General features: G+C 58.3%; 11 protein-coding genes. 10 read left to right on the top strand and 1 reads right to left on the bottom strand.

Annotated features, from left to right (window positions below; all coding sequences use genetic code 11):
- The first annotated feature begins 5 nt into the window (after window positions 1–5).
- From purD to ACO5Z0_RS08435, 5 genes are all read left to right on the top strand, one after another.
- Window positions 6–1,283, top strand: a complete 1,278-nt coding sequence (purD, locus tag ACO5Z0_RS08455; RefSeq protein ID WP_485649934.1) for a phosphoribosylamine--glycine ligase — start codon at window positions 6–8, stop codon at window positions 1,281–1,283.
- Between the two features lie 6 nt (window positions 1,284–1,289).
- A complete protein-coding gene (locus ACO5Z0_RS08450) occupies window positions 1,290–4,232 on the top strand; it encodes an insulinase family protein (protein WP_485649933.1) in 2,943 nt (980 codons plus the stop codon).
- A 90-nt stretch (window positions 4,233–4,322) separates the two neighbouring features.
- On the top strand, window positions 4,323–5,210 hold the full coding sequence (gene dapA / locus ACO5Z0_RS08445; protein ID WP_485649932.1) for a 4-hydroxy-tetrahydrodipicolinate synthase: 888 nt from the start codon (window positions 4,323–4,325) through the stop codon (window positions 5,208–5,210).
- 20 nt (window positions 5,211–5,230) lie between these two features.
- Entirely contained in the window at window positions 5,231–5,785 is a 555-nt protein-coding gene (locus ACO5Z0_RS08440) for a coenzyme F(420) biosynthesis enzyme (RefSeq protein ID WP_442673857.1), read from the top strand.
- A 352-nt stretch (window positions 5,786–6,137) separates the two neighbouring features.
- Window positions 6,138–6,542: a YbaN family protein gene (locus tag ACO5Z0_RS08435; protein WP_485649931.1), complete on the top strand. Its 405-nt coding sequence runs from the start codon at window positions 6,138–6,140 to the stop codon at window positions 6,540–6,542.
- Here the strand turns inward: ACO5Z0_RS08435 and ACO5Z0_RS08430 are convergent.
- Complete coding sequence (locus tag ACO5Z0_RS08430) at window positions 6,527–7,276, bottom strand: transglycosylase domain-containing protein (protein WP_485649930.1); 750 nt, start codon at window positions 7,274–7,276, stop codon at window positions 6,527–6,529. The two genes, ACO5Z0_RS08435 and ACO5Z0_RS08430, sit on opposite strands and share 16 nt — an antisense overlap.
- Window positions 7,277–7,595: 319 nt before the next feature.
- On the opposite strand from ACO5Z0_RS08430, the gene argC reads away from it, so the two are divergent.
- Genes argC through argF form a run of 5 tightly spaced genes read left to right on the top strand, consistent with a single transcriptional unit; the run spans window position 7,596 to window position 12,936 of the window.
- Complete coding sequence (argC, locus tag ACO5Z0_RS08425; protein ID WP_485649929.1) at window positions 7,596–8,630, top strand: N-acetyl-gamma-glutamyl-phosphate reductase; 1,035 nt, start codon at window positions 7,596–7,598, stop codon at window positions 8,628–8,630.
- A 17-nt stretch (window positions 8,631–8,647) separates the two neighbouring features.
- Complete coding sequence (argJ, locus tag ACO5Z0_RS08420; RefSeq protein ID WP_485649928.1) at window positions 8,648–9,859, top strand: bifunctional glutamate N-acetyltransferase/amino-acid acetyltransferase ArgJ; 1,212 nt, start codon at window positions 8,648–8,650, stop codon at window positions 9,857–9,859.
- A gap of 12 nt (window positions 9,860–9,871) precedes the next feature.
- On the top strand, window positions 9,872–10,756 hold the full coding sequence (gene argB, locus ACO5Z0_RS08415; RefSeq protein WP_485649927.1) for an acetylglutamate kinase: 885 nt from the start codon (window positions 9,872–9,874) through the stop codon (window positions 10,754–10,756).
- Window positions 10,757–10,782: 26 nt separating this feature from the next.
- Window positions 10,783–11,988 (top strand): acetylornithine/succinylornithine family transaminase, encoded by a 1,206-nt coding sequence (locus ACO5Z0_RS08410; RefSeq protein WP_485649926.1) that lies wholly within the window; start codon window positions 10,783–10,785, stop codon window positions 11,986–11,988.
- Between the two features lie 15 nt (window positions 11,989–12,003).
- A complete protein-coding gene (gene argF, locus ACO5Z0_RS08405) occupies window positions 12,004–12,936 on the top strand; it encodes an ornithine carbamoyltransferase (protein ID WP_485649925.1) in 933 nt (310 codons plus the stop codon).
- The last annotated feature ends 25 nt before the right edge of the window (window positions 12,937–12,961 follow it).

Raw genomic sequence — 12,961 nt, 5'->3', positions numbered from 1 at the left:
ACGAGATGAAGATTTTGGTCATCGGCAGCGGCGGGCGCGAGCATGCGCTCGCATGGAAGCTCAAGGATAGTCCGCATACGGAAAAACTTTATGCGATTCCGGGCAATCCCGGCATGGCGGCGCTCGCCGAATGTGTGCCGCAGATCTCTCCGACGGACAATGCGGCAGTCGTCGCCTTCGCCAAGGAAAACGGCATCGATCTCGTCGTCGTCGGCCCCGAGGCGCCGCTGGCAGGCGGTATCGTCGACGCACTGGCGGCGGCGGGCATCAAGGCATTCGGTCCCGCGAAGCTCGCGGCGGAGATCGAGGGTTCGAAGGCGTTTTCCAAAGATCTCATGAAGAAGTACGGCATCCCGACGGCGAAATATGAGGTGTTTTCCGATGCCGCTACTGCGCGCGCCTATGTCAAGGCGGAAGGTGCGCCGATCGTTGTCAAGGCGGACGGACTTGCGGCGGGCAAGGGTGTCGTCGTCGCCATGACTGAGGCGGAAGCGCTCGCCGCTGTCGACGAGATCATGGAGGGCGAGGCGTTCGGCGCAGCGGGCAGCCGCGTCGTCATCGAGGAATTCATGACGGGCGAGGAGGTTTCCATCCTCGCCTTTACCGACGGCAGGACGATCCGTGCGATGATTCCGTCGCAGGATCATAAGCGCGCCTACGACGGCGACGAAGGGCCGAACACCGGCGGCATGGGCGCTTATGCGCCTGCACCCGTCGCGCCGCCCGCACTCGTCGCCGAGGTGCAGAAGACGATCCTGGAGCCGACGATCCGTGCGATGGAGAAGGAAGGCCGCCTCTATAAAGGCTGCCTCTATGCAGGTCTCATGGTCACGGAGGACGGCGCGAAGGTCATCGAGTTCAACTGCCGCTTCGGCGATCCTGAGACGGAGGTTGTGCTGCCGCTCCTCAAAGGCGACCTCGTCGAAATCATGCTGGCGTGCATCGACGGCAATCTCGCCGATGTCGAGATCCCTTGGAGCGCGGGCGCGGCTGTGACCGTCGTCCTCGCGGCGGGCGGTTATCCGAAAGCCTACGAAAAGGGCGCGGAGATCACGGGACTTGCCGAAGCTGCGGCAAAAGGCTGCCTCGTCTTTCATGCGGGAACAGCAGAGAAAGACGGCGCTGTCGTCACAGCGGGCGGCCGCGTGCTGAACATCGTCGCTGAGGCGGCGGACATCCGCGCGGCGGTCGAGAAGGCGTATCGCGGCGTCGATTGCGTGCATTTTGCGGACGCTTTCTGCCGCAGGGACATCGCGCATCGTGCATTGGAAAGGATGAAATAAACCTCTATGAAGTTGAATCTCAAGGAAAATGAAATGATTCATGGCTTCCGTCTGCTCAAGCAGCAGACGGTTCCGGAGATCGATGCAAAGGGCTATGCGTTCGTACATGAAAAGAGCGGCGCCCGCCTTTTCTTTTTGGAAAACGACGACGATAACAAGGTCTTTTCCGTCAGCTTTCGCACGACACCCGCCGATGATACGGGCGTGGCGCATATCGTCGAACATTCGGTGCTCTGCGGCTCTAGAAAGTACCCGCTCAAGGAGCCGTTCGTCGAGCTGGTCAAAGGATCGCTGAACACGTTCCTCAATGCCATGACCTTTCCCGATAAGACGATGTACCCCGTAGCGAGCCGCAACGACAAGGACTTCCAGAACCTCATGGACGTCTATCTCGACGCGGTCTTTTATCCTGCGATGAAGGAAACGCCAGAAATTTTCCGGCAGGAAGGCTGGCACTACGAGATCGACAATGCCGAAGAGCCGCTTCGCTACAGCGGCGTCGTCTACAACGAGATGAAGGGCGCCTTGTCTTCGCCCGATGATGTGCTTGAGAACAAGATCATGCTCTCACTCTATCCCGATACGACGTACGGCTTCGAGTCGGGCGGCGATCCCGACGCGATTCCGACGCTGACGTATGAGGACTTCTGCGCGTTTCACAGCCGCTATTACCATCCGTCGAACAGCTATATCTACCTCTACGGTGCGATGGACATCGAGGAAAAGCTCGCCTATCTCGACCGCGAATACCTTGCCGCGTTCGACCGCATCGAGCCGCATTCCGAGATCGCTTTGCAGCAGCCCTTCCGTGAGATGGTTCGCAAGGAAGGCGCATATTCCATCAGCGAGGGCGAGAAGACGTCGGAAAAGACCTTCCTTGCACTGAGCTGGCTTGTGGGGGAAGCGGACGACGCCGAGACGATGCTTGCGCTCGAAATCCTGCAGCACGCTCTCCTGCAGACGGAAGCTGCGCCCCTCAAGAAGGCGCTGATGGACGCGAAGATCGGCAAGGATGTCAGCGCTTCCTTCGAGGATGCGCTGCGCCAGCCCTACATGAGCATCATCGTCACGGGTTCGGAGTCCGAGCGCGCCGAGGAGCTTTGCCGCCTGACGGAAGAGGCGATGCGCCGCCTCATTAAAGACGGCATCGACAAGACGCTGCTCGAAGCGTCGATCAACCGCCTCGAATTCAAGGCGCGTGAGGCGGACTTCGGCACGTTCCCCAAGGGGCTTGTTTACAATATCAAGATCATGAACAGCTGGCTCTATGATGCCGACCCTGCGATCTACCTCTATTACGAGGAGCTTTTTCAGAAGATGCGCGAAGGGCTCAAGGGGCGCTACTTTGAAGAGATTTTGGAAAAGTACCTCGTGAAGAATGCGCATCGTTCGCTCGTCGTGCTGAAGCCGAGCAAGACGCTTTCCTCTGAACGCGATGCGGCGCTTGCCGAAGCGTTGGAAAAGAAGAAGCAGGCGCTCACACACGAAGAGATCAAGCGCGTCATCGAGATGAACAAGCATCTGAAGGAGCGGCAGGAAAGCCCCGAGACAGCGGAAGCCCTGGCGACGATCCCGCTTCTTGCGCTTTCCGACATTCGCAGGGAAGTGGAGAAGCTGCCGCTCACCGAGCGCGAGATCGAGGGCTGCAAGGTACTACACAGCGACATCTTCACGAATAAGATCGCTTATATCAACCTCTATTTCGATGCGCAGGGCGTGCCGCAGGAACACATCCCGTATCTCTTCCTGCTGACCGACCTTCTGGGTGCGGTCGATACAGAGAGCCATACGTACGCCGAGCTGTCGAATCTCTCGAACCTCCATACGGGCGGCATATCGTACGAAAATTCCGCCGCCGTCCGAAACGGCGAGCCGGATTCCTGCATTCCGGTGTTCCGCGTGCGCGCGCGCGCCTTCGGGCGCAATCTGCCCGAACTTTTCTCGCTTCTTTCGGAAGTCCTGACCGAGAGCAAGTTTACCGACAAGAATCGCCTTGAGGAACTTTGCGGGCAGTGCCGCGCCATTTTGGAGGCGCGCGTCATGAGCGCCTCGCAGCGCAGCATGGCGGTGCGCATCGCCTCCTATCTTTCGCCGGCAGGCGCGTACAATGAGCAGGCAATGCTGTCCTACTATGGCTTCCTCGCCGACCTCACCGACCACTTCGCAGAGCGCTTCGAAGAACTCTCCAAGACGCTTGCGAGCCTTCTGCCGCTCGTCTTTACAAAGGGCGGTCTGACCATCGGCGTGACGCTTGCTGAGGCGGAATACGCCTCGTTCGCCGCCGAAGCCGCGGAGTTCTGCCGCCGCCTGCCGCAGGCGAAGGCAGAGCCGCAGGTGTACCATTTCGATGTGCGTGCGAAGAACGAGGGGATTCTGTCGTCGAGCCGCGTGCAGTATGTGGGCAAGGCGGCGAACTTCCTGCGCCTCGGCTTCTCCTACACAGGCAGCATGAGCGTCTTGGAGACGATCCTGCGCTACGACTACTTCTGGACGAAGATCCGCGTGCAGGGCGGCGCGTACGGCGCGTTCACGCAGTTCAATCGCATCGGCTTCCTGTTCTTCGGTTCGTACCGCGATCCGAACCTCAGGGAAACGCTCGAAGTATTCGACAAGACGGCGGATTACCTGCGCGGTTTCGACGTGTCCGACCGCGAGATGGTGAAGTTCATCATCGGCACGATCAGCACGGTTGACGCGCCGCTCACGCCGCAGCTCAAGGGGCTTGCCGCGCAGGACGGCTTCCTGCGCCATGTGACGGAAGCCGACCGCCAGAAGTCGCGCGACGAGATTCTCGCGACGCGGCAGGATGACATCCGCGCTCTGGCAGATGTCGTTGACGTTTGCATGAAGGAGAATGTCCTCTGCGTCTTCGGCAATGAAGAGAAGCTGAAGGAAAATGCAGGACTTTTCGGCGGACTTCTTCATGCTTTGGGCAGCTCTGCTGATTGACTTTCTTCCCTCGTCATGCCATAATGGAGAGAAATGCTGCATACGTCGGCGTTTCTCTCCAAATGAAATAACATCAAGGGGGATTTCGGAATGAAAGAACCAATCTTCACCGGTGCGGGCGTCGCCATCATCACTCCCTTTACGGAAGATGGCGTGAACTTCGAGGAGTTCGGCCGCATCATCGAAGATCAGATCGCGGGCGGCACGGATGCCATCGTCGTCACAGGGACGACAGGCGAGGCGGCAGCCATGAGCGATGCCGAGCACAAAGAAGCTATCAAGTTCGTCGTCGAGACGGTCGGGGGACGCATCCCCGTCATCGCCGGCACAGGCTCGAACGATACGAAGTACGCGATCCAGCTTTCGCAGTATGCGGAGAAGGCGGGGGCGGACGGGCTCCTGCTCGTGACGCCGTACTATAACAAGTGTACGCAGGGCGGCCTTGTCAAGCATTTCCTGAAGATCGCTGACAATGTCAATATCCCGAGCATCGTCTACAACGTGCCGTCGCGCACAGGCGTCAACATCCTGCCCTCGACCTATGCCGAGCTTGCCGAGCATCCGCGCATCAATGCGACGAAAGAAGCGAGCGGCAATCTCGCGGCGGTGGCGCGCATTCGCAAGGCTTGCGGCGACGCGCTCAACGTCTATTCGGGCAACGACGATGAGATCGTGCCGATCCTCTCCGTCGGCGGCAAGGGCGTCATCTCCGTCCTTTCCAACGTTGCACCAAAGGCTGCGCACGACATGTGCCGTCTGTACTTCGAGGGAAAGGTTGAGGAAGCGGCGAAGATTCAGATCGACTACATGGATCTGATCGAGGCGCTCTTCTCCGAGGTCAATCCGATTCCCGTCAAGACGGCGATGCGCCTCATGGGCTACAAGACGGGGCATTTGCGTATGCCGCTTTCCGAACTGGAGCCTGAGCATCTGGAACCGCTGAAACAGGCGTTGCGCCGTCATGGTATCCTGCAGTGATTTTGAGGAGGAAAATGATTATGAAGAAACTTGTCCAAGCAGCGCTTTTCATCTGCCTGACCGTATTCGGTATGCAGGTCGCCTTTGCCAATGCCGACAAGATCACGATACCGGAAGATGCCGATCTCGTCAGCGTCAAACGTCTCGCGCTTGCCGCGCCGCTCTACACGCCGACAAAGGGTGCGCCGTCGAAGGAAGAGCTTCTTGCGACGATGTACGACGCAAGTTCTGTGGCAAGAAGCTATGTCATTTCCTATGACATGGTTGCCGCCGACATTCAGAAGAATGCGGGCATCGATATCAAAGCGCTTGATCGTCGGCAAGCCGCGAAGATCTACAAGGAAAATGTCGCCGCTGACGCCGACGCTTATGTCGTCCTGACGGTCGCGAACAACAGCCGCATCGTATTCTTCTTCGATGTTTATCGTGCCGGTACGAACGAGCTCCTCTACACCTATCAGATCGTGGCGAACAAGAGCGAGCAGGCGAATACAGAAACGTATAAGATTCTGTCCGAGCAGTTCTACAAGAACTTCGAGCGCTCCGCCAACGAGCAGGCGAAGGGAAAGAAATAAAGGAACCACAGATAAATTCAGCCGCCCATCTTCACACATCTACGCTGTCCTCTCGTCGTCGATCAATCCTCGACGTAGCGCCGCTACGTCTGCGGTTTATCTCCTTACTGAGCCGTCCAAGAGCCAAGTCCGAAGGACGCAGGCGATTGGGCAACGGCTCGTATGCGAAAACGTCCCAAGAATGCAAGCGCGAAGTGCGCTGCATGATTGGCTGACGTTGACCGCTATAGGAACAGCGTATCTGTGCAAATCTGGACGACTTCATTTTATCAGCGGTTCCTAAAAGAAAAGCGTCCCTGCCGTGCGGAGGGACGCTTTTTTATGATGGAGAAAAGAGGTTTTGATGATTTCAATGAATCGTTTGATGCGCTATCTTTGGCTCGGCGTCGGCATGATTGCCCTCGCCTTGGGTACGGCGGGCATCGTTTTGCCGCTGTTGCCGACGGTGCCGTTCTATCTTCTGGCGGCGTTTTGCTTTGCCAAGGGGTCGGAGCGTATCCATCGGTGGTTTGCGTCCACAAAATTGTATCAGAAATACGTCGTCCCGTTCAGCGACGGCAATGGCATGACGTGGCAGGCGAAGCTCAAGACGATGGCGCTTGTGACTGCCGTCATGAGCGTCAGCGGCTACTTCCTGTCGGACAACCGCATGGGTCTGATGATGCTTGGCAGCGCATGGCTCCTGCAGTGCGTCGCCATGCTCTTTTTCGTCAAGACGAGGAAGAGTGCGCCTGCCGTCGATCAATGCGCGAAGTAGAGCGGCTTAATCTTGGCAGATTCTGCGACGGATTCCGTGATGCAGCCCGTGCGCACCATAGCGTCGAGCACGACGATCTGCCGCTTCTTTGCAAGCATGAAATCGACGTAGGGCGAATAGACGGAAGGTGCGTTCGGGATGCCTGCGAGCATGGAGGTCTCGGGCAGGTCGAGCTCGTGCGGCTCTCTGCCGAAGTAGCCGACGGAAGCCTCGTGTATGCCGTAGAAGCCTGAGCCGAAGTAGATCGTGTTGAGGTACAGCTCCAGAATTTCATCCTTGGAGTAGTGCATCTCAAGATCGAGCGAAAGCAGCGCTTCTTCCAGCTTGCGGTCTAGGGACTGCTCGTCGGACAGGAAGAGGTTTTTGGCGAGCTGCTGCGTGATCGTGCTCGCGCCTTCCTCGATGCGTCCATACTGCAGATTGACGAGCGTCGCGCGTGCGATCGCTTCGGGATCGAAGCCGCAGTGCGAGTAGAAGCGGCTGTCCTCGACGGCGACGACGGCGTCGAGGAGCGAGTCCGGCATCTCGTCGATTGTCACATAGCGCTCGCGCTGGCGCACTCGCTCAGCGACCGCATCGCGCAGAAAGATGAGGCGGCGAGCTTCCTGCATCTTCGGCATGGAGTCGAAGAACGCGGGACGAAAGATCGCCGCACTGCCCGTAACGAGGAAGGCGAGACAGAAAACGGTGAGGAGAAAGAGGGAAAAGCGCAAGAGCCGCTTGATTTTCTTCATGATGGCAAAAGCGTCCTCCTTTAGATTCGTAATAGTATGCAGTTCTTATTATAAGTTATACTGTCCTTTTTTGGAATACATTTCGCAAAAACAGCAATTATACAATTTGTTTTAGAAGATAAACTATACGCACAAACGTCCACTTTGTGGACATTGTGCACCGCCCTTAATGAAAGTTCGCCAATCAGTCTGCGCCCTTCGGGCTTGACTTCTTGGACTTTCATAGTAAATTCCCCGAACCTATTGCATAATTATACAATAAAATGTATAATTATAAATATCGTTCGACAAAGGAATTCGGGAAGGGGCGGTCGAGCACATGAGAGTAAGCATTATCGGAGCTACAGGCTACGCGGGGGCAGAGCTTCTGCGGCTTCTTTACGAACACCCGCAGGCGGATGTCGTGCATATCACGTCGGAGAGCCATACGGGGGAGAAGATTTCGAGCATCTATCCGCATCTTCGCGGCATTTACGATGAATCTCTCGAAAGCATGAAGGACATCGTGCGCATCGGCAGGGACAGCGACTTCGTTTTCATCGGCCTGCCGCACGGTCATGCGATGGCGGCGGGCAAGGTGCTCGAGGCCGAGAATACGCGCATCATCGACCTCGGCGCGGACTATCGCTTCTCCGATCCGTCGCTCTATGAAGCGTGGTACAAGGTCAAGCATACGCACAAGGATGCCGAGCGCGTCTACGGTCTGGCGGAACTCAATCGCGCAGCGATTCGCGGCGCGAAGATCATCGGCAATGCGGGCTGCTACACGACGGCGAGCATCCTCGCGCTCGCGCCTCTCGCCAAGAATCACCTCGTTGACATGGCGAGCATTGTCGTCGACGCGAAGTCCGGGGTATCGGGCGCGGGGCGCTCGGCGAAGCAGGCGAATCTTCTGCCCGAGCTTTACGACAACTTCAAGGCGTACAGCGTCGCTACGCATCGCCATACGCCTGAGATCGAGCAGGCGATGACGGACCTTTCGGGCGAAGCGTGCATCCTGTCTTTTACGCCGCATCTCGTACCCATGTCGCGCGGTATCCTCGCGACATGCTATGCGCGGCTGAAAGTAGGAATCGAACCCAATATGGTTGACGCAGCGTATGAAAAGATGTACGGCGAGGAATACTTCGTGCGGCTTCTCGGACGCGGCGGCTATCCGGCGACGAAGGCGGTGCGCGGCTCGAACTTCTGCGACATCGGCTGGCACATCGACGAGAGGACGCGGCGCGTCGTCGTCCTCTCCGCTATCGACAATCTCGTCAAAGGGGCGGCGGGACAAGCCGTGCAGAACTTCAACATCGCCTGCGGCTTCGATGAGAAGCTCGGGTTGGATCATATCGCAGTTTATCCGTAATGCAGGGGGGATTACAGATGTTTTCCGATACAGCAGTAAAAAGAGGCGTGACATTTCCCAAGGGATTCAAGGCGGCGGGCGTCAAGGCCGGCATAAAAAAGAGCGGCAATCTCGACGTCGCTGTGATCTACTCGGAAGAGGAGGCTGCCGTCGCGGGCGTCTTCACGCAGAACGCCGTGGCGGCGGCGCCCGTCTATGTTTCCAAGTCGGCGGTCGAGGACGGCAAGGCGCGCGCTATCGTAGCCAATGCGGGCTGTGCGAACGCCTGCACGGGCGAACAGGGCATGAAGGATGCAAAGCATACGGCGGAGATTGCAGCGAAGGCTCTCGGCTGTGCTGCGGGCGATGTCGTCGTCGCTTCGACGGGCGTCATCGGCGTGCATCTGCCGATGGAGAAGCTGGAGCAGGGTGTCAAGGATGCCGTGGCGAATTTGTCCGAACAAGGAAGCGTCGATGCCGGAAACGCCATCATCACGACGGACACTTACTCCAAGGCGTGTTCGACGGAAGTCGAGATCGGCGGCAGGAAGATGCGTTTCGGTGCGATTGCCAAAGGCTCGGGCATGATCCAGCCGAATATGGCGACGATGCTCGCTTTCATCACGACGGATGCGGCGATCGAGAGCAGCCTCCTGCAAGAAGCGCTTTCCGAGATCACGGAAGTCACCTTCAACATGATCTCGGTTGACGGCGACATGAGCACGAACGATATGGTGACGGTGCTTGCCAACGGTGCGGCGGGCAATGCGAAGATCACGGAGAAGAACGCCGACTACGATATTTTCTATCAGACGCTCAAGGAGATCTGCACCGGGCTTTCCGAGCGCATCGCGGCGGACGGCGAGGGCGCGACGAAGTTTTTGACCGTGCATGTGACGGGCGCGGAGTCCTTCGATGCGGCAAAGCAGGTCGCGATGAGCGTCGCGAAGTCGCCGCTCGTCAAGACGGCGTTCTTCGGCGAAGATCCGAACTGGGGGCGCGTCATCTGCGCCGTTGGCTATGCGGGCGTTCCTATGACGCCCGAAAAGACCGTCGTGAAGTTCGGCGGCATCCCCGTCTATGCGAACGGTACGGGTGCGCCCTTTGATGCGGATGCGCTGCGTAAGGTCATGGCGCAGCACGACATCGTCATCGACATCGAGATGGGTTTGGGCGGCGCGGAAGCGACGGTCTGGACGTGCGACTTCTCCTATGAATATGTGAAGATCAACGGCGAGTACCATACCTGAGGCGGTGAAGCGATGTTTGCGGCAAATGACAAGGCGGCGATCCTCGTCGAAGCGCTGCCTTACATACAGGAATTTTATGGCAAGACCGTCGTCGTCAAGTACGGCGGCAACGCCATGATCAATGAAGAGCTCAAGGAAAAGGTCATGCAGGACGTGGCGCTGATGAAGTACGTCGGCATACAGCCCGTCATTGTGCATGGCGGCGGTCCCGAGATCACGGGCTTTCTCGGCAAGGTCGGCAAAGAAACGCAGTTCATCAGCGGTCTGCGCGTGACGGACGCGGAAACGGTCGAGATCGCCGAGATGGTGCTCGACGGCAAGATCAACTCCGACATCGTGACGCTCCTCAACCGTCGCGGCGTCAGCGCCGTCGGGCTGTCGGGCAAGGATGCGAACCTCATCCGCGCGAAAAAGAAGCTCGCGACGGTCTACGAGGGCGAAGCGAGCAGGAAGATCGACATCGGCTATGTCGGACAGGTCGAAACCATCGACACGCGCCTTTTGCGCGATCTCATCGCGCACGACTATATCCCCGTCATCGCGCCGATCGGCGTCGGTGCGGACGGTGAGAGCTACAACATCAATGCCGATGATGTGGCGGCGGAGATCGCGGGTGCGCTTGCGGCGGAAAAGCTCCTGCTTTTGACGGATGTCGAGGGTGTCTATAAGGACTATGAGGACAAATCATCCTTCATCTCGACGCTCACGGCAGCCGAGGCGCGCCGCTATATCGAGGATGGCACCTTGACGGGCGGTATGATTCCGAAGGTGGAAGCGTGCCTGAGGGCGCTCGATGCGGGCGCGGCAAAGACGCATATCATCGACGGCAGGCTTGCCCACTCCATCATCTTGGAAATCTTCACCTCGGCGGGCATCGGCACGCAGGTCGTGAAGTGACGGCGCATGGGAAAGCGGGGGAAATGATGAAAGAAACAGATGAAGCAATCTACGCGAAGGACGCGGCGGGCTATCTGCCCGTATTCAATCGCTATAAGATCGTGCTCGACCACGGCGAGGGCGTCTACGTCTTCGACAACAACGGCAGGAAGTACATCGACTTCCTCGCGGGCATCGCGGTCAACGTACTCGGCCACGCCTATGCGCCGCTCGTCCAGACGATCGCCGAACAGGCGGGGCGCATGATCCACTGCTCGAATCTCTACTACACGCAGGCGCAGGCGGATGCAGCGGAAAGGCTCGTGCGTTTTTCGGGGTTGGGCAAGGCGTTTTTCGCCAACTCGGGCGCGGAAGCGAACGAGGGCGCAATCAAGATCGCACACAAGTATGCGCACGCGAAAGATCCTGAAAAGTCGCAGATCATCACGGCGTGGCACAGTTTTCACGGACGCACGCTCGCGACATTGACCGCGACGGGACAGCCGAAGTATCACGAAGGCTTTGGTCCGCTGCCCGAGGGATTCGACTATGTGCATTACGGCAATATCGAAGAGCTGGAAGAGATGATGAGTGCGAAGACGTGCGCCGTCCTGCTCGAAACGATTCAAGGTGAGGGCGGCGTCCATGTGCCGACGGCAGAATACTTGAAGCGCGTGCGCGAGCTTTGCGACGAGAACGGCGCACTCTTGATCTTCGATGAGATCCAATGCGGCATGGGGCGCACGGGCAAGATGTTCGCTTACGAGCATTTCGGCGTGCAGCCCGACATCGTGACGCTTGCCAAGGGGCTGGCGGGCGGCGTGCCCATCGGTGCGTTTGTCGTGACGGACGAGGTGGCGGGCGCGTTCCATGCGGGCGATCACGGCACGACCTTCGGCGGCAATCCGCTCGCGTGCGCGGCGGCGAACGTCGTGCTCGACACGGTGCAGAAAGAGGGCATCTTGGGTCACGTCGATAAGGTCGGCGCGTATTTCCGTGAAAAGCTCGAAGGCTTTCAAAAGAAGTATTCGGCGCTCATCAAGGAAGTGCGCGGCAAGGGACTTCTGCTCGGCATGGAGCTGACCGTTGAGGGGCGCTGGATTGTCAACGAGTGCTTGGAGTACGGCGCGATCATCAACTGCACGGCGGGAAATGTCCTGCGTTTCGTGCCGCCGCTGATTGTCAAGGAAGCGCACATCGACGAACTTTGTGCGATCCTGGAGCCGATTCTGGCGAAGTACGCCAAGGGTTGAAGGGGAGGAAAATGTATGTTAAAAGGCAGGGATTTACTTTCCATCCATGATCTGTCCTCTGAGGAGGTCGAGGCGATTCTCGCGCTTGCCGAAGAACTCAAGGCGATGCAGAAGGCGGGCATCGAGCATCGCGTTCTCGCGGGCAAGACGCTCGGCATGATCTTCGAGAAATCATCGACGAGGACGCGCGTCTCCTTTGAAACGGGCATGTTCCAGCTCGGCGGACAGGCGCTCTTCCTCTCGAACCGCGACTTGCAGATCGGGCGCGGCGAGCCGATCAAGGATACGGCTCGCGTCCTCTCGCGCTATCTCGACGGCGTGATGATCCGCACCTTCGAGCATGAGAAGGTGGAGGAGTTTGCTAGGTACGCCGACATTCCCGTCATCAACGCCTTGACCGATCTCCTCCATCCGTGCCAGGCGCTGACCGACCTTCTGACGATTCGTGAGCACAAGGGAAAGAATCTCAAAGGGCTGAAGATGGCGTACGTCGGCGACGGCAACAATATGACGCATTCTCTGATGTATGCGGCGGCAAAGACGGGCATGAACTTCGTCGCCGCGACGCCTGCGGACTACGCGCCCGATGAAGGAGTGACGCAGAGGGCGCAGGAAGATGCGAAGGAGACGGGCGCGAGCATCGCGCTCGTGACCGACCCGTTTGCAGCGGCGAAGGATGCCGACATCCTCGTGACGGACACATGGGCGAGCATGGGGCAGGAGGCGGAGCACGAGGAGCGCAAGAAGATTTTCGCGCCGTACCAGATCAACAGCGACCTGCTCGCCGCCGCCGACAAACGCGCCATCGTCATGCACTGCCTGCCCGCCTATCGCGGCGAGGAGATCACAGACGACGTTTTAGAGAAATTCTCTGACGTCATTTTCGACGAGGCGGAGAACCGCCTACATACGCAGAAGGCGATCTTAGCGCTTTTGATGGCGGACTAGCAGGAAAATCCCATTGCATCTAGTA

It is taken from the genome of Selenomonas sp., assembly GCF_057272215.1.
This window is presented reverse-complemented; position numbering and strand designations above follow the sequence as displayed.

Bases quoted from the DNA above. Each gene is read 5' to 3' on its own strand.
- argB (WP_485649927.1), top strand. From the start codon at position 9,872: ATGTTTGCGGCAAATGACAAGGCGGCGATCCTCGTCGAAGCGCTGCCT.
- ACO5Z0_RS08430 (WP_485649930.1), bottom strand. From the start codon at position 7,276: ATGAAGAAAATCAAGCGGCTCTTGCGCTTTTCCCTCTTTCTCCTCACC.
- argC (WP_485649929.1), top strand. From the start codon at position 7,596: ATGAGAGTAAGCATTATCGGAGCTACAGGCTACGCGGGGGCAGAGCTT.
- ACO5Z0_RS08450 (WP_485649933.1), top strand. From the start codon at position 1,290: ATGAAGTTGAATCTCAAGGAAAATGAAATGATTCATGGCTTCCGTCTG.
- ACO5Z0_RS08440 (WP_442673857.1), top strand. From the start codon at position 5,231: ATGAAGAAACTTGTCCAAGCAGCGCTTTTCATCTGCCTGACCGTATTC.
- purD (WP_485649934.1), top strand. From the start codon at position 6: ATGAAGATTTTGGTCATCGGCAGCGGCGGGCGCGAGCATGCGCTCGCA.
- ACO5Z0_RS08435 (WP_485649931.1), top strand. From the start codon at position 6,138: ATGAATCGTTTGATGCGCTATCTTTGGCTCGGCGTCGGCATGATTGCC.
- argJ (WP_485649928.1), top strand. From the start codon at position 8,648: ATGTTTTCCGATACAGCAGTAAAAAGAGGCGTGACATTTCCCAAGGGA.
- dapA (WP_485649932.1), top strand. From the start codon at position 4,323: ATGAAAGAACCAATCTTCACCGGTGCGGGCGTCGCCATCATCACTCCC.
- ACO5Z0_RS08410 (WP_485649926.1), top strand. From the start codon at position 10,783: ATGAAAGAAACAGATGAAGCAATCTACGCGAAGGACGCGGCGGGCTAT.
- argF (WP_485649925.1), top strand. From the start codon at position 12,004: ATGTTAAAAGGCAGGGATTTACTTTCCATCCATGATCTGTCCTCTGAG.